General features: G+C 37.3%; 20 protein-coding genes and 1 other annotated feature. All 20 genes read right to left on the bottom strand.

The window, feature by feature from the left end; genetic code table 11:
- Nucleotides 1-5: 5 nt before the first annotated feature.
- Nucleotides 6-611 (bottom strand): Holliday junction branch migration protein RuvA, encoded by a 606-nt coding sequence (gene ruvA / locus QGM71_RS00945; RefSeq protein WP_327605633.1) that lies wholly within the window; start codon nucleotides 609-611, stop codon nucleotides 6-8.
- A gap of 99 nt (nucleotides 612-710) precedes the next feature.
- Entirely contained in the window at nucleotides 711-1,442 is a 732-nt protein-coding gene (locus tag QGM71_RS00940; RefSeq protein ID WP_327605632.1) for a YebC/PmpR family DNA-binding transcriptional regulator, read from the bottom strand.
- 130 nt (nucleotides 1,443-1,572) lie between these two features.
- Nucleotides 1,573-2,136 carry a YhcN/YlaJ family sporulation lipoprotein gene (locus QGM71_RS00935; protein ID WP_327605631.1) on the bottom strand — a complete coding sequence of 188 codons (564 nt, stop codon included), beginning with the start codon at nucleotides 2,134-2,136 and terminating at the stop codon, nucleotides 1,573-1,575.
- 69 nt (nucleotides 2,137-2,205) lie between these two features.
- Nucleotides 2,206-2,949 (bottom strand): NAD(+) synthase, encoded by a 744-nt coding sequence (gene nadE, locus QGM71_RS00930; RefSeq protein WP_327605630.1) that lies wholly within the window; start codon nucleotides 2,947-2,949, stop codon nucleotides 2,206-2,208.
- 36 nt (nucleotides 2,950-2,985) lie between these two features.
- Entirely contained in the window at nucleotides 2,986-3,942 is a 957-nt protein-coding gene (locus QGM71_RS00925) for a hypothetical protein (RefSeq protein ID WP_327605629.1), read from the bottom strand.
- Entirely contained in the window at nucleotides 3,935-4,999 is a 1,065-nt protein-coding gene (gene safA, locus QGM71_RS00920) for a SafA/ExsA family spore coat assembly protein (protein WP_327605628.1), read from the bottom strand. Before safA ends, QGM71_RS00925 begins: the two co-directional genes overlap by 8 nt.
- Nucleotides 5,000-5,181: 182 nt before the next feature.
- Nucleotides 5,182-6,036 (bottom strand): prephenate dehydratase, encoded by an 855-nt coding sequence (gene pheA / locus QGM71_RS00915; RefSeq protein ID WP_327605627.1) that lies wholly within the window; start codon nucleotides 6,034-6,036, stop codon nucleotides 5,182-5,184.
- 52 nt (nucleotides 6,037-6,088) lie between these two features.
- Nucleotides 6,089-7,369 carry a GTPase ObgE gene (gene obgE, locus QGM71_RS00910; RefSeq protein ID WP_327605626.1) on the bottom strand — a complete coding sequence of 427 codons (1,281 nt, stop codon included), beginning with the start codon at nucleotides 7,367-7,369 and terminating at the stop codon, nucleotides 6,089-6,091.
- Between the two features lie 11 nt (nucleotides 7,370-7,380).
- Nucleotides 7,381-7,920, bottom strand: a complete 540-nt coding sequence (locus tag QGM71_RS00905) for a Spo0B domain-containing protein (protein ID WP_327605625.1) — start codon at nucleotides 7,918-7,920, stop codon at nucleotides 7,381-7,383.
- 111 nt (nucleotides 7,921-8,031) lie between these two features.
- The gene (gene rpmA, locus QGM71_RS00900; protein ID WP_327605624.1) at nucleotides 8,032-8,322 is read right to left on the bottom strand and encodes a 50S ribosomal protein L27; all 291 of its coding nucleotides are present in this window, start codon (nucleotides 8,320-8,322) and stop codon (nucleotides 8,032-8,034) included.
- Nucleotides 8,323-8,336: 14 nt separating this feature from the next.
- A complete protein-coding gene (locus QGM71_RS00895; protein WP_327605623.1) occupies nucleotides 8,337-8,666 on the bottom strand; it encodes a ribosomal-processing cysteine protease Prp in 330 nt (109 codons plus the stop codon).
- Nucleotides 8,667-8,677: 11 nt separating this feature from the next.
- Entirely contained in the window at nucleotides 8,678-8,986 is a 309-nt protein-coding gene (rplU, locus tag QGM71_RS00890; protein ID WP_327605622.1) for a 50S ribosomal protein L21, read from the bottom strand.
- A 14-nt stretch (nucleotides 8,987-9,000) separates the two neighbouring features.
- Nucleotides 9,001-9,074, bottom strand: a sequence feature (ribosomal protein L21 leader region).
- A gap of 76 nt (nucleotides 9,075-9,150) precedes the next feature.
- Entirely contained in the window at nucleotides 9,151-10,014 is an 864-nt protein-coding gene (locus QGM71_RS00885; RefSeq protein WP_327605621.1) for a M50 family metallopeptidase, read from the bottom strand.
- Nucleotides 10,001-10,768, bottom strand: coding sequence for a M23 family metallopeptidase (locus tag QGM71_RS00880; RefSeq protein WP_327605620.1), 768 nt, complete (start codon nucleotides 10,766-10,768; stop codon nucleotides 10,001-10,003). The genes QGM71_RS00885 and QGM71_RS00880 overlap by 14 nt, the downstream gene beginning before the upstream one ends.
- Nucleotides 10,769-10,917: 149 nt before the next feature.
- Nucleotides 10,918-11,715 carry a septum site-determining protein MinD gene (gene minD / locus QGM71_RS00875; protein ID WP_327605619.1) on the bottom strand — a complete coding sequence of 266 codons (798 nt, stop codon included), beginning with the start codon at nucleotides 11,713-11,715 and terminating at the stop codon, nucleotides 10,918-10,920.
- Nucleotides 11,708-12,394, bottom strand: a complete 687-nt coding sequence (gene minC / locus QGM71_RS00870) for a septum site-determining protein MinC (protein ID WP_327605618.1) — start codon at nucleotides 12,392-12,394, stop codon at nucleotides 11,708-11,710. The genes minD and minC overlap by 8 nt, the downstream gene beginning before the upstream one ends.
- Nucleotides 12,395-12,453: 59 nt before the next feature.
- Nucleotides 12,454-12,993, bottom strand: a complete 540-nt coding sequence (gene mreD / locus QGM71_RS00865) for a rod shape-determining protein MreD (RefSeq protein WP_327605617.1) — start codon at nucleotides 12,991-12,993, stop codon at nucleotides 12,454-12,456.
- Nucleotides 12,993-13,871 (bottom strand): rod shape-determining protein MreC, encoded by an 879-nt coding sequence (mreC, locus tag QGM71_RS00860; protein ID WP_327605616.1) that lies wholly within the window; start codon nucleotides 13,869-13,871, stop codon nucleotides 12,993-12,995. The genes mreD and mreC overlap by 1 nt, the downstream gene beginning before the upstream one ends.
- A 12-nt stretch (nucleotides 13,872-13,883) precedes the next feature.
- Entirely contained in the window at nucleotides 13,884-14,924 is a 1,041-nt protein-coding gene (locus tag QGM71_RS00855; RefSeq protein ID WP_327605615.1) for a rod shape-determining protein, read from the bottom strand.
- A 242-nt stretch (nucleotides 14,925-15,166) separates the two neighbouring features.
- Nucleotides 15,167-15,856 (bottom strand): RadC family protein, encoded by a 690-nt coding sequence (radC, locus tag QGM71_RS00850; RefSeq protein WP_327605614.1) that lies wholly within the window; start codon nucleotides 15,854-15,856, stop codon nucleotides 15,167-15,169.
- Nucleotides 15,857-15,929 lie beyond the last annotated feature (73 nt).

Genomic DNA, 15,929 nt, shown 5'->3' with positions numbered 1-15,929 from the left:
CCTTCTTAATTTTTCATTAATAAGCCTAATGCTTTTCGGATTATTTCATCTGTATTACTATCCGTTTCAGTTTGTAATTTAGACATGACTGCTTTTATTTCCCTCTCTGTATAGCCAAGTGTTTTTAATGCTTCTTTTGCCTCTTGCAGGCCTTCCCCTATAGCCTCACTGCCGGACGGATGGAAAGCTTCTTGACTGGAGAGTGACAGCATAGAAGTTAATTTACCTTTTAAATCAAGTATGATCTGCCTGGCAGTTTTCTTTCCCACGCCTGGGAAGCTTGTAAGAAACTTTTCGTCTTCCCGTTCTACGGCTGCAACAAATTCAGCTACATCGACCGAAGCCATAACTCCCAGAGCGCCTTTAGGCCCTATTCCTGAAACAGATATAAGTTTCGTAAATAAGTACTTCTCATCTTCATTTTTAAAACCGTACAATACCTGTAAATCTTCTCTAACGTGATGATAGGTATTTACTTTAATTTCTTTATTTAATGCGTCCTGAAAAACAAATGGACTTGCACACATAATTTCGTAACCAACACCTTGTATATCAACGATAATTGACTCATCTTGAATATATGTAAGAATCCCTTTAATATATGCTATCATTCCATCTTCCCCTTTACAGTCCTGCACCTATTTTAACATAACCCTACCTAAAATAATAAACTTCTATTTCTCTATGAAAGAAACAGAAGTTTATTTAGATCAGTCAGTGACCTCAAGATTATGATGGATATCCTGAACATCCTCATTCTCTTCTAAAGTTTCAATGAGGTTCAACATTTTTGTTTCCTCATCTTCGGGTAATTTGCTATAGTTGTGAGGAATGAGGGTTACTTCTGAATCGGCAATAGTTAACCCACTTTCAACTAAATGTTTCACTACTGAATGAAAAGCTTCCGGCGTTGTATAAATTTCATAAGCATCATCTACAGCAGTAATATCATCTGCCCCTGCTTCTAAAGCTTCTAAGGTAATATCATCTTCGTCAATTGCCCCATCTTCATTAGCTATAACAATATAGCCTTTTCGATCAAACATAAATGATACGCTGCCGCTTTCGCCAAGATTTCCGTCATTCTTCTTAAATGCGCTCCTAACTTCGGCTGCAGTACGATTTTTATTATCCGTAATTACATGTACAATAACTGCTGCACCACCTGGTCCATATCCTTCATAAGTCATTTCCTCGAAGCTTGCTCCATCAAGCGCACCGGTTGCCTTTTTGATAGCACGATCTATATTGTCATTAGGCATGTTATCTGCCTTAGCCTTATCAACTGCTAAACGTAATGAAGCATTTTTAGCTGTATCTCCGCCTCCTTGTTTTGAAGCTGTGTATATATCCTTCGCATGGCGCATGAAGATTTTGCCTTTTTTTGCATCTTGTGCATTTTTTCTTCTTTGTATATTCTTCCATTTAGAATGACCAGCCATCGGACATTCTCCTCTCTAGGAATTTCCCTTCTTACTATAACAAAAAAAGGGTTTTTCTTAAAGTGAGAATTCATCAAAGGGAAAGATGCTATAATGCCCACAGACTAAAACCTTTGCAATAGCAAAGGTTTTAATCATTTCTATTGAAGAAATCAGTGATATAATCTTCCAGATCCTCACCAACATCTCTAGCCTCTAATCTTGCATCTAAATTCTTCATTCTATCCCAATAAATATCATCTGTATAAATGATAATCTGTTTGTCTGTTTCTGGGATTACTTCTCGAACTTCTGTTTCAATTGTCTCTGCGACGTCGTGATTGGAGTGTTCCCTCAGCATTACAGCTACAATAATACGATCTTCCGTTGAAGCGACCTGTGCTTGAATAATGTCTCTGTGTGCTTGCAATTCATTTGCAAGAAATTCGGATTCTTCATTTGTAAATACATCGGAGTATCCACCACTGTAGTCAGAAGCATTTACTCCTTCTTGATCGCTTTGTGGATATCCACCCTGTTCGCCAATAGTTTTATCACGCAGCCCTTTCCTAGCCTTTTGTTCACTCTCTGTTTCATAATGAATTGGTTGTGTACGAATGTCTTCGTTATTGGTTTGTGTATTGTCATCTGCATTTGTACAACCAACCACGAATAAGATCAATAAGATGATTGATGCTTTAATTGTTTTGGACATAGAATAACCTCCCTTATACATACTTAGTTTGTATAAGGGAGGTTATTTTACACAGTTAATATAAGGAAATTAACTGTTTTTTGTAAATTGTGGAAGAGGTTCCCGTTTATGGGCAGTGCGCTTATGCATACTTTCAATTAATTTTTTATCCTTCTCTGGGACTTCTTCCCCTTTTATAAACGCATCAATAATGTCATAGGTCGTACCCATTTCATCCTCGTCAGTTTGTCCTTCCCATAGGTCCGCGCTGGGTTTCTTGCCGACAACATCGTCCGGCACACCTAAAAATGCAGCCATTTCCCGTACTTCTTGCTTAGTAAAGTCTACGAGCGGTAAGATATCTGCTCCCCCATCACCGTATTTAGTGAAATATCCTGTGTACCATTCTGAAGCATTGTCTGTTCCAACAACTAAATAATTATAATTAGTAGCTAGAGAATACAGTGCACTCATCCGTAGCCGTGCACGCAGATTAGCACCAGCCAGCTGATCATTATCTACATTAAATTCATTTTTATCATGAAGTTCTTTTGTAATTTGTTCATACATAGCTTGGTGAGTATCGGTAAGGTCCACAGTCATCGAGCTTATCTCACAGCTTTCAATCACCTTTCTTGCATGTACCATATCAGACTCTTTTGTGTGGATTGGCAGCATCACTCCTAGTGAACCTTCAGGAAATGCCCGTTTAATCAAGTGGGCAACTACTGCTGAATCCAATCCACCGCTAACACCAACCAGCAAGCCATTTACCCCTGCTTCTTTGACACGGTCTTGTAGCCATTTTACTATTTTATCAACTTGTTGTTCCATATTTATCGCTCCTTTGCCAGAAGTAATTAACACTTCTCAACTCAATTTTAGCATTAATTTAGTATTTTTTAAAAATATACGACGCTTCTCCCATGATTCTTCCAATTGACTTAAGTATTCAAATACTGTAATTGTACGATTATCAGCTAAATAATGTAACCATTCTCGTAATACATCCGAAGGAATCATAATAGTTTGCAGCCAAATCTGCTTCTCACTATCCTGTACCATATCATAGGACAGCAGGTCATCTAGGCTCCATTCCAAATATGGCAAGTAACGTTGTCCTAATTGAATATAATCATGTATTTGCGGTGTAGAGTGCACTAAGTCAAAATCAATTAGATACGTACTTTTATTTTTGATGAAATTATGTGAGGCAACATCACCATGAACCCAAATTCCTTTACGGCGTGCCTCATACTCATACCTCTTCCATGGAAACTGCATAGCTAACTTCAACTGAACTACCGTTGTTTGTACTATATCCTTATATAAATTTTCAAAACCATTTTCATTAAATAAATACTCGGTTTTTTTAAACGAAAGCAATCGTTTATTCCAGCGAATGTAGAAAATATCTTTACTTAAAGGCCGACTGACAACTATATTTCTAGCATATTTGTGAAAGGACTTTAGTGCTCTTACTGCTTTCGTTCGATCTTGAGGGAAATTATAGTTTAATTTCTCTCCTTTTATATATGGAGCTAACGTCCAATGGTAATTTTTACGGGTAATAAATTTCCGCCCATTTGGATATCGGGTAAACCCCACACAATTGGAGTCAGCTAACGCATTTAAAAATTCCCATTGTTGTTCAACATTCTCTTTTATACGATGGCCCTTCAAAATTAGTGCTTCGTTTTCGACAGTTTTCAAGTAACATACATATGGCTTAATTACTGAAATTTTTTTTACCTCCAGCTCTCCTTCTTGGAACAAAAAAGAAGAGAGACGATTTTTAAATTCGTCTCTTTGATCAGTACTACTCATTTTCGGTTTCGTCCTCTTCTTCTCTATTTGCAAATCTGGAATAATCAGGGTAAGCAGGTGGAGTTGGATAAGGATAACTACTCATCATATCATCACCGAATTGCGGTGGATATAAACTGGTAGGCGGCATATTATTTTCCTGACCATGGACAGGCTGTTGTTGATATGGTTGATAATCCTGTTGTCCACCTCTAAATGTACTAAGGGGCACAGGGTTATAATGCGGTAAATTATCATGCCCTTTGCAGCCACAATCCTTATCAGCTGGTTGCATCGGACTTATCGGCATTTCCATACCAGGACCGGGTCCAGTATTGTGCATTACACCTCCCAATTGAGGATGTGGCATTGGACCATGTGGGAAAAACCCTTCTCCCATGTGAGCCATTACGGGGAAATCTACTGGTGGATAGCATGGATGAATGATATGACAACACATTGGCACCATCATTTGCATCGGCATCGGCTGCGGTGGCAACGGTTGATCCTTTGGTTTGGGCATTGGCTGTGGCATTGATATGGGCATCATTTTCGGTACAGGCTCAGGCATTGCCTTGGGCATTATTTTCGGTGCGGGCTCAGGTATTGGTTTGGGCATTGGTTTTTCCTTTTTGATAGGCTCTTTCTTTTCTGGTTCTTTATAGTGTGGCATTTCCGGAAAATTGATCGTTGTATAATTTTTTAATTCCTGCTCCATAACTGGCATTTGCATGATCGGTTGCATTGGCATCTGTGGCATCTGCGGTGGTTGTTGAATTGGCATTTCAGGCTTAACCACCATGTGTTTGTGTTTATCATCTTCTTTAATTACCGGTAGAGGCTTGGGAGAAATATCTTTATACGGTTTTTTAACTGTCTCCTTCTTTACATCTACTGCCGGTATGTTCTCTTCCTTTACAGGTTTTGATGATCCGGGTATTTTAATCTTCATACCTGGCATAATCATGTCCGGGCTGGATAAATGCGAATTAAGTTGTTTCACCTGTTCGAAATCAACTCCATACTTCTTAGATATTTCCCACAATGTATCTCCTTTTTGGACGATGTGTATTCTCAAAACGAACCAAGCTCCTTTCATTTCTAAAAACTGGGCTAATTACTCTATATCAACATATGCAAGAAATTGATAAAAGTTGAGAGTTAATTTCTAAGTCTAATTATTACAGTCATTTTAAGAAGGTCAACATGTATAGGAACTATAAAAAAACGTCGATCATAAGATCGGCGTTTTTAGTAATTCTATAGAGCTATGTTGAATACTGGATAAGTACCCAATATGGTAACATTACATCCCAAGGTCTCGAGTTCTGCCTTAACCCCCGGAAAAAGCACATCATCAAAAGGTTGATCTACATCAATAATAAAAAAGTAGTTACCTAAACCTGTTTTCATCGGTCTTGACTCTATTTTAGATAAGTTCATCCTGCGCCATGCGAAGGCAGACAGGACTTGATGTAATGCTCCAGCTTGATCACTTGGGAGTGTAATCAATAAGCTGGTTTTTTCTGTATTAATGGGTAAATTAATTTTCACCAGATTCTTATCCTTTGCAAGAACTAAAAACCTGGTATGATTATTTGGATAATCATGGATATCTTCCGTGTAAACAGTCAGTCCATATTCTGTTGCAGCAAGTTTATTTCCAATTGCTGCTATAGGCTGTTCACTAGTACTCACCAGCTCTGCTGCCCTGCCGGTGGATGAAGTGAAATGAATTCCAGCATTAGGTAACTTTTGATGAATATACTGATGACACTGTGCTATGGCATGACTGTGTGAATGCACTTCTTTTATGTGAGACAGGTTACCTTTAAAAGCAGAATTGACAAGTAAATGCTGTTGTATAGGTACTACTATTTCAGCAATAATTGGAAGTCTTACCTGATGAACAAGGTAATCTACTGTTAGTTGTACAGTTCCCTCAATAGCATTTTCAAGCGGTACTACACCGATATCAATTTCATTTTTTGCAACAGCATCAATACATTCTGGGATTGTGTCAAAACTGCGTTTGGTCTCCCCGTTAAATACAGTATCAACAGCTAATTTTGTAAATGTTCCTTTTGGTCCTAAATAACCAATACTAGTAGTCAAAAAGCTCCCCCCTAAGGTGCATGTTAATTACTTTCTTTTATACAATTCTTATTTATTCAATAAACTCAAATTCATAGTCAAGTAACCTGATTGTGTCGCCATCTTTGGCTCCTCGTTCCCGTAATTCCTCATCCACGCCCATGCCACGTAATTGACGTGCAAAACGCTGTACTGACTCATCGCGGGCGAAATCGGTCATTTTAAACAGCTTTTCAATTTTAGGACCTGATAATACATAAGCTCCATCTGAATCCCGGGTAATATGGAACGCTTTCTCTTCCTTCTGATAACGGTAAATTACTTTTTCTTCTATTTCCTCTAGCGGAGTTACAAGTTTAGGGATCGCTTCCAGCGTATCAGCAATAGCAAATAATATTTCTCTTAGTCCTTCTTTCGTAAGTGCTGATATTTTATAAACTTGATTTTCTTCGCCTACTTGTTCCTTGAACTTCACCAAATTCTCTTCTGAACCTGGCATGTCCATTTTATTTGCTGCAATAATTTGCGGTCTGTTCATTAATTTAGCATCATATTCTTTTAATTCTTGATTAATTTTCAAGTAATCATCATATGGATCTCTGCCTTCCGTACTTGCCATGTCAATAACATGAACGATAACTCTCGTTCGCTCCACATGACGCAAGAACTGATGACCTAAACCAATCCCTTCATGGGCACCTTCAATCAAGCCTGGTAAGTCAGCCATAACGAAGCTTCGTTGATCACTCGTGTCAACAACACCCAAATTCGGGGCTAAAGTAGTAAAATGATAGTCTGCAATCTTAGGTTTAGCTGCACTGACTACAGAAAGGAAAGTAGACTTACCTACACTTGGAAATCCTACAAGGCCTACATCTGCAATTAATTTTAGTTCCACCTTAATATTTCTTTCCTGCCCAGGTTCACCGTTTTCTGCCATATCAGGTGCAGGGTTTTGTGGGGTCGCAAAACGTGTATTGCCACGTCCGCCCCTTCCTCCTTTAACAATAACAGCCTGTTGATCGTGCGTGATTAAATCGGCTATAACTTCTTCCGTTTCTTCATCTATAACAGATGTTCCTGGTGGAACTGGTACAATTAAGGGTGTGGCATTTTTACCATGCTGTGTTTTACTCATACCATTTTCTCCACGTTTTCCTTTAAAATGACGATTATAACGAAAGTCCATCAACGTATTAAGACCTTCGTCAACTTTGAAAATAATATCTCCGCCTTTACCTCCGTCGCCCCCGGCAGGTCCTCCTAAAGGAACATATTTCTCACGACGATATGCTACGATCCCATTACCGCCATCACCAGCTTTTACATATACACTAACCTGATCTACAAACATTATAGCTCACCTCATATATTACATGGAACTGAAAATTCACACATCATACCATTAGATGTTTCTTTTACATCTACCATGTAATTTAGTCTCATGTTTTCCAAATTTTGTTTAAAACCATCAATATCATCAGAATTTCCGTCTATAAAAAGACTAATCCTGAGTAGGCTGGGTTTCTCTGTCTCACTGATTTGCAAATTTAATTCAAACAACCTCGTTTTATCGCAAATTTTCGTCAAACACACTAAGATCATATTAAACTGCTCTACCAGTAGATTATCTATTGCCTGCAATTTTTTATTTCCAGTATGTATTTTATAAGTTAGACGAAAGTTCTCATATTTATTATTAAATTGAATAACCCATAATATGAATTTTGGTGCATTTAAGCTCAACAGCTTACGTTCTTCATTAAAATATTCCAGAAAATCAGTTACTTTAGTTTCTACTATTTCTACTTTTCCCATACTTAGATAACCTTGAATGATTTGCATTTTATTCATTAGATCATGGCGATAATGCTGTAAAACCCGGACAACCTCTTTCTCATTCATGATTTTCACCTCGTATTTTAAAAGTATAGCAGAAAAGCTGGGAAAGTTCACTTTATCACTGAATTGAAAAACTCCAACCAATAGCTTGGTTGGAGTTTCTATTAATACTGATTATGCTTCTTGAGCAACTGGATAAACACTTACTTTTTTACGATCGCGACCATAGCGTTCAAATTTAACAACACCATCAATCTTTGAAAAAAGTGTGTCGTCTCCACCGCGACCTACATTTTCACCTGGATAGATCTTAGTTCCACGTTGACGATATAGAATAGATCCTCCAGTTACAAATTGACCATCTGCACGTTTTGCGCCAAGACGTTTGGATTCTGAATCACGTCCGTTTTTCGTACTACCGGCACCTTTTTTCTGAGCGAAAAATTGTAAATCTAGACGTAGCATATTGCTGCACCTCCTTATTTACTATAAATCTTAATAAACTTACTATATTCGTTTTCAATCGATTTTAGCGAAATATACATACCCTCGAACAAAAGCTGAACGTTCTCCATTACACTTGCATCAAGTGATGCAGGAATTGTAACGTGAAGATAGCCGCCTTCTTTGCCTTGTTCAATTTCCAGGTTCGTTTCACATAATTCCATAACTGCATTGACAGCACCAATGGAAACAGCTGAAACCCCCGCACATACTAGATCGTATCCATAAGGACCACTTTCAGCATGTCCCGACAATTCAAATGCTGTAATTTGATTGTTTGACCGATATACAGTTACATTAATCATACAAAATACCTTTATACATTAATTTTATCGATTACTAATTTCGTATAAGGCTGACGATGACCTTGCTTGCGATGATAGTTTTTCTTAGGCTTGAATTTGAAAACAGTGATCTTCTTTTGACGACCATGCTTTTCAACTTTAGCTGTTACCGTTGCACCTTCAACATATGGAGCCCCAACTTTAACATCATCTCCACCTACGAAAATAACCTTTTCAAAAGTAACAGATTCATTTGTATCCGCTACAACTTTTTCTACGTAAATTTCTTGACCTTCTACAACTTTTACTTGCTTTCCACCTGCTTCAATAATTGCGTACATACCTTGCACCTCCTTAATTAACTCAGACTCGCCATACAGGAACTCTTCATTTGAGTTTACATCCTGGTCTGTGCGGTTGTAGCACGGGTGCTACGATGAATAACGTAATAATGTTACCATGTCAGCAAATACTTTGTCAAGTATGCATTACTAGCGTTTAAGGATTAGGGAATGTATTCTACAATCTCCCCAATTGTTTTATTGTAGTTCTTTCCATGAAAATAACTTTGTAAACAATCACTTTCATCCATAAACTTGCGTTCGCTACTTGGAAATGTAATATAAATTGAGTGCTTTTTTTCCCGTCTGAAAAAGGAAAAAACATCCATTAATGAGTTTTCATGTGTGACAACAATTGGATATACCTCTTTAATTGAAGAATTACCTTCATACCGTTTAAGTAAAAAACGAATAAATACATAGTAACGTTGTTTCCACTCATTTTTATTTTCCATAAAAAGAAATATCATAATAAGAAATGTACTCAATGTAAATGGATAGAACAAGAACTGGAGAAACAAAAATGACAAACTGGCAACCATTGAAAAAATGATAACTGCATGATATGCCTTCTTGTATGGTAATAATGCCGATAAACCTAAAAATAAAAGCTTGCCCCCATCCAGTGGCCAAATAGGTAAAAGGTTGAAAACAAGGATGATCGTATTGTAATAAACAGCTAGCTCAATGACCGATGCAGGCACAACGCCACCATTTGATAAAAAACTCAGCAGGATGTAAATAATAATATGTTGAAACGGCCCTGCGATTGTAACAAGAACCTCTTCTCTAATAGGTCTATTACCATGTTCATCTGTATCCATCACACCACCAAACACCCATAGCATTACACTGCGAATTCGCCATTTAAACCGCTGTGCCATGAAGTAATGACCCAATTCATGAAGAAAAACAATAGATAGTATAATAATTAGTTCCATAAATGTTCCTGTTAAAAAAGAAATAACTACAAAAGCCATCAATACAGGATGAATATGGATAGTTGGCAGAAACTTAGGAAGCGTCATCAACTTTAATCACCTGAACTGGATCTATATAGTCATTGTCTTTCTCAATAGCAAAATACACGGTGTTATTTTCGGATGATGGTGTAAATTGACCAATTCGTTCATTACTCTTTACAAATTGGTATAAATGCACATCCATAGCACTTAAGTACCCATAAGTGGATTTACTTCCGTCCGGATGCTGCACAATAATTGTCTTATTTGTTTCCTTGTCATTCCCTGCAAAGATGACTACACCCTCACTCAAAGCTGACACAGCTGAAGCCTCTTCTGTTTTAATCATGATTCCTCTTCCGTTAGCCTGAAAGGACTCTGAAACACTGCCATTTACGGGTAATGCTAGTGCTTCCTCACTTCCTGCGCTCTGTCCTTGCTGAGGTGTAAATGCCAATGGGCTGCCAAACGTTTCCTGATACCATCGATTTACTTTAGCAAACGGAAATTCTTCTGTTAATACATTACTTGTCCACTCTCTAGGTTTATGAAACAGCTCATAATCAGTTTGCCACAACAAAGCTACTCCAAAAAAAAGCATAACTGATAAGATCCCTTTCAGCATATATCCAGACGCAGTCTTACTTTTACTTTTGCTCTGTAAAGCCGTATCTGAGAAGAAGGGAAAGTAACCATGCTTTTCTTCCTCTTGTGGGAATGCGGTCATACTATCTGCCTTTGAATCGTGCTTCCCTGGAAATCCACGCATTTTTTTACGTTGTACAATTGATTGGCGTACTTTCTTAACCCCTTTATTCATTTTCCTCACAATCCTTCACAAACGTTTGTACAAGTCTATGAGGAAATGGCATAATATATGAATTAAAAAATGTAATGGTAACTTACGTGTTAGCCATTACACCTTTTTATTCAACCCTCTATATTTTCAACACGGACACACTTTTATTTTTACGAGCGCATGCCAAAGAAATTTTTAACTCTTTTAAACATTCCTTTTTGGTCTTCAAGCGATTGGAGCGGTACTGTTTCGCCTAAAATCCTTCTTGCAATGTTTCGATAAGCAATAGAAGCTTTAGAATTTGGATGCAAAGCCACAGGCTCTCCATTATTTGAAGCTTTAATAACCTCATCATCGTCAAGCACTATTCCAATAAGATCGATAGAAAGAATCTGAGTGATATCGTCGATTTCTAACATGTCGCCATTTTTCATCATATGGTTGCGAATACGATTAATAATTAAACGTGGACTCTCCATTTCCTCTTTTTCCAGCAATCCAACAATTCGATCAGCATCACGGACACTGGATTTTTCAGGAGTGGTTACAACAATGGCTTTATCAGCTCCAGCTATAGCATTTTGAAATCCTTGCTCAATCCCGGCTGGGCAATCTATGATAATATAATCATATTCCTGTTTAAGTTCAGAGACAATCTTTTTCATACCATCCGTAGTAACCGCAGTTTTGTCACTGGTTTGTGCTGCTGGTAATAAAGATAGATAGTCAAATCGCTTATCCTTAATAAGTGCCTGCTTTAGTTTACAGCGCTCTTGAATAACATCAACGATATCATAAATAATCCGGTTTTCTAACCCCATTACAACATCCAGGTTTCTCAAACCAATATCTGTATCTATTAAACAAACTTTCTTATCCATTAATGCTAAAGCAGTTCCAATATTAGCAGAAGTAGTAGTTTTACCAACTCCACCTTTACCCGATGTAATAACTATAGCCTCACCCATTTTGCATTCTCCTTTCGAATCCGCTTATTAGTATTCCTTTATGTGACAGAACTTGTAGTCGATCAATAATAATCTTATCTTGTTCTTCATCAATAAGACCACATTCCATATACACACCATCAGATTCATAATCTGGAGCACGACTGATATAATCAGCAATTCGAAGTTGACTGGGCTTCATAAATGACGCTGCTATGAAGGCATTGCGGTCTCCATTTACACCTGCATGAGCTATCCCAAACAAGTTTCCCATTATATAGATATTACCTGTTGAAACTACTTTCCCACCCGGATTTACATCTCCGATCAATAAAAGATCTCCTGTAACTTCCAGTACTTGTCCAGATCTTACAATACGACTAATTGCCTGGATTTCACTTTCTTCTTTCCAAAGAAGTGCTTCTTCTCTAGTAATCACATCAGAATCTACAGCTTGGATATTAAATCGGCTCTCACCAGCTATAATTGATCTGAGCTGCTCTTCCTGCTCTTTATATAAATAACGTTTACCAAGCTTCACTTTTACAGAGACTACAGGTTCATCTTTATTCGGACGACTCGAAATAAGTTTATCATTAAGTTCAATGATTGCCTCATCAAATGAGCATGACTCATCAATAAATAGTGTGAGCCCTTCCCTCGTTCCTTTTATGGTTATAAATTGTTTCTTGTCAAGCACGATCATTTCACCTCATTAAATTACGATAGCATAGATGATCTATGCTATGAAGATTTGCCTCATAATGAATTACTCGAAGTTAATTGTTCTCTTCCCCATCTATCAAGACGCTTCATCATAATTGGATATAATACTAATAGAAATACAAGATTTGATAAGACCGTAGGAATTAATCGAACCATAAAATAGTCTTTCCACAACATATCTGTTATTCCCACAACTGTATATACTGTATTTATAGAAATATCAGCTAGTACAAGTGCAGTGACCCCTAATAACAGACTTACGTGAATATTACCATGCAGCAATTTGATTAATCCATGAATGATGTAGATGACCATTCCATAGGAAAACATGTAGACACCAAGTATGCCTGTATAAACGATATCTATTAATAAACCGAAGATCAAACCATAAAGTACCGAAAAATATGTATTTTCCCTATCATAAAAGATGGCTATTAACACTAAAAAGACAAGTACCCAATGAGGAATAATATACAAATTACTCATTACTAAATTAACAGGTAACAATTCCAGTGCAACACCTTCTAATACTAGAAACAAAAAGAGGAAGAGAGGTATATATAAGCGTTTCATTACTCATCATCCCCCTCATTTTCCACATCTTCGTCTTCATATAAAGTTCTGTCAACTACAATGACATGATTTATCTCATACATATTAGCGGCTGGTTCAACTAAAGCAGTCCGTGTTAAACCATACTGATCAGATACTACATCTTTAACAGTACCTATTAATAATCCAGCAGGAAAAACACCACCCATACCTGAAGATACAACGAGCTCTCCTTCTTCTAAGTCTTTGTCGGATTCCTCAATAATCTTGTATAATAAAGAGTTACTCTCATCATCGTATTGCTCAATCAAGCCGATGATATTATTTCCTTCCTCTCGCGATATAGTAGCAGAAATACGGTTGAACTGATCGAATCCTGTTAGTAATTGGACTGTGGAAGTGAATTGAGATGAAGTATTAATTTTACCTACCATTCCCTCAGCTGTTATCACTGCCATGTTTGGTCTTACCCCATCTTGCGTCCCTTTGTTTATGGTTATCTGTTCTACCCACCGCTCAGGGGAACGAGACATAACGGTTGCTTGTATGGGATCAAAATCACGTATCGATTCTGTCATTTCCAGTGTACTTCTTAACTCTTCGTTCTCTTCTTTTATTTCCTGAATTTCATAAATAAGACTTTTATATTGTGCTAACTTTTCTTTTAATATCTGATTTTCATTATACGTATTTCTAAAATCATCCATATTTGTAAAAATATCTGTAACAAATCTCACAGGGGTGTGTATAACACTTTGTGCCCACCCGACTGTATCATTTACAAATTGTTCTGCGGTAGTTAAATTATCTCTGTCCCGTAAAGAAAATCCAATCAGAACTACTAGAACAATAAAACCTATTAATATAACAAATAAACGCTTTTTACGAAAAACTGGCATTCAACCACCTTCTTAATCTGCAGTTGGACGAGAAGATACATTCGGACGGGAACGAAAATGTTGAATGTAATCCAAAGATTTACCTGTCCCAATAGCAACACTTTCTAAAGGATTATCTGTAACAAATACAGGCATTTTAGTCTCATCACTAATTACTTGATCTAGATTTTTTAATAGAGATCCACCACCTGATAGTACAATCCCACGATCCATTATATCTGCTGCTAATTCAGGAGGTGTTTTCTCTAATGTGTTTTTAACTGCTTCTATAATTGCTTCTACTGTATCTTCTAAAGAAGTGGCAATTTCTTTTGCAGTAATTGTTATTGTCTTAGGTAATCCGCTTAATAAGTCACGTCCACGGATATCCATTTCCACATCATCCACTACTTCTCCAGCCATACCAATGTCCATCTTGATTGACTCTGCAGATCTTTCGCCAATCATCAGACTATAATGTTTACGAATATAGTTTGTAATAGCTTCATCCATATCGTCTCCAGCTGTACGTATGGATTGACTAGTTACAACACCGCCCAAGGAAATAACAGCGACTTCTGTTGTACCGCCCCCAATATCGACAATCATACTACCGGTTGGTTCCCATACAGGTAAACCTGCTCCGATCGCTGCTGCAAAGGGTTCAGCAATTGGAAATGCTTCTTTTGCACCCGCTTGTTTGGTGGCATCGATTACTGCTCTTTCCTCCACCATGGTGATACCTGAAGGTACACAAATCATAACATTTGGCTTTTTAGCAAGAAATGATCGGTTTCGCATTGCTTTTTTTATATAATATTTCATCATTAAGGCTGTCGTGTCATAGTCTGCAATAACACCGTCCTTCATTGGTCTTATAACAGAAATATTACCTGGTGTCCTGCCAATCATATTACGGGCTGAACTACCTACAGCTTCGATATCTCCTGTTTCTATATTCTTTGCTACAACAGTAGGCTCTCGTACCACCACACCTTTGCCTTTTATAAATACCAATGTATTAGCGGTCCCTAAGTCTATACCTAAATCTTGCGAAAAACTAAATCTTCCCAAAAAAATCTCCCTTTCTAAAACACAGTTCGTTTATTAGTTATTATCAAAACTAAACTCCATCGTTTAGTTTGTACCCTGCAATGAACACATTCATTATAATAATACATGTTGTTCCTAATAAGCAAAGTATTACCTGGCGCTACCAATCTTAATAAGCGCCACTTTCAATGAAAATCGAAAAATGGCGCCACATTGTTGATCGTAATTATAATTATACGAAAAAAATTATAAAATAGATAGTATTATAAGTATCCTTTTTCTTTTAAAGATACAAATTTTCTATCACCAATAATTAAATGATCTAAAAGTTCTATTCCAATCATTTTTCCTGATTCAACTAAACGTCGTGTGACATGGATATCTTCTTGGGAAGGGGTGGGGTCCCCTGAGGGATGGTTATGGGCGACGATGATTGAAGCAGCTGAGCGTTTAACAGCTTCCCTGTACACTTCCCGAGGGTGTACAATAGAAGCGTTCAGGCTGCCGATGAAGATAGTTTGTCTGTGAATAATTTGATTTTTAGTGTTTAAAAAAAGAACTACAAAATGCTCTTGGTTAAGATTGCGCATTTCTTCCATGACGTAATCCGCCCCATCTTCTGGGGAACGGATAATATAACGTTCATCCGGTTTATATTGGTTCATTCGTTTCCCTAGCTCAATAGCTGATAAAATTAAAACTCCCTTAGCAGTACCTATTCCCTTTATCGCTATGAGTTCCTCAATAGTCGCATCATGCAAAAGCTTTAGCCCTTCAAAATGCATTAGCACACGACTTGATAATGCCATAACGGATTCTTCTTTTGTTCCAGTCCCAAGTAGTATAGCTAATAATTCCTGGTTGGAAAGATGGCTTGTGCCTAGCTTTAACAAACGTTCACGTGGTCGGTCTTCTTTTGGTACATCCTTAATCATAATAGATTGAATTGACATATCTCATTCTCCTTTTCATGGTAATATGTCTAGTTTAAAATGATACTATAATTAGAACAAATCACTGAAATTG

It is taken from the genome of Virgibacillus tibetensis (assembly GCF_036026595.1).
Taxonomy (GTDB): domain Bacteria; phylum Bacillota; class Bacilli; order Bacillales; family Amphibacillaceae; genus Virgibacillus_P; species Virgibacillus_P tibetensis.
This window is presented reverse-complemented; position numbering and strand designations above follow the sequence as displayed.

Coding starts and splice junctions, on each gene's coding strand:
- ruvA (WP_327605633.1), bottom strand. CDS start 611: ATGATAGCATATATTAAAGGGATTCTTACATATATTCAAGATGAGTCA.
- QGM71_RS00940 (WP_327605632.1), bottom strand. CDS start 1,442: ATGGCTGGTCATTCTAAATGGAAGAATATACAAAGAAGAAAAAATGCA.
- QGM71_RS00935 (WP_327605631.1), bottom strand. CDS start 2,136: ATGTCCAAAACAATTAAAGCATCAATCATCTTATTGATCTTATTCGTG.
- nadE (WP_327605630.1), bottom strand. CDS start 2,949: ATGGAACAACAAGTTGATAAAATAGTAAAATGGCTACAAGACCGTGTC.
- QGM71_RS00925 (WP_327605629.1), bottom strand. CDS start 3,942: ATGAGTAGTACTGATCAAAGAGACGAATTTAAAAATCGTCTCTCTTCT.
- obgE (WP_327605626.1), bottom strand. CDS start 7,369: ATGTTTGTAGATCAGGTTAGTGTATATGTAAAAGCTGGTGATGGCGGT.
- QGM71_RS00905 (WP_327605625.1), bottom strand. CDS start 7,920: ATGAATGAGAAAGAGGTTGTCCGGGTTTTACAGCATTATCGCCATGAT.
- rpmA (WP_327605624.1), bottom strand. CDS start 8,322: ATGCTACGTCTAGATTTACAATTTTTCGCTCAGAAAAAAGGTGCCGGT.
- QGM71_RS00895 (WP_327605623.1), bottom strand. CDS start 8,666: ATGATTAATGTAACTGTATATCGGTCAAACAATCAAATTACAGCATTT.
- rplU (WP_327605622.1), bottom strand. CDS start 8,986: ATGTACGCAATTATTGAAGCAGGTGGAAAGCAAGTAAAAGTTGTAGAA.
- QGM71_RS00885 (WP_327605621.1), bottom strand. CDS start 10,014: ATGACGCTTCCTAAGTTTCTGCCAACTATCCATATTCATCCTGTATTG.
- QGM71_RS00880 (WP_327605620.1), bottom strand. CDS start 10,768: ATGAATAAAGGGGTTAAGAAAGTACGCCAATCAATTGTACAACGTAAA.
- minD (WP_327605619.1), bottom strand. CDS start 11,715: ATGGGTGAGGCTATAGTTATTACATCGGGTAAAGGTGGAGTTGGTAAA.
- mreD (WP_327605617.1), bottom strand. CDS start 12,993: ATGAAACGCTTATATATACCTCTCTTCCTCTTTTTGTTTCTAGTATTA.
- mreC (WP_327605616.1), bottom strand. CDS start 13,871: ATGCCAGTTTTTCGTAAAAAGCGTTTATTTGTTATATTAATAGGTTTT.
- radC (WP_327605614.1), bottom strand. CDS start 15,856: ATGTCAATTCAATCTATTATGATTAAGGATGTACCAAAAGAAGACCGA.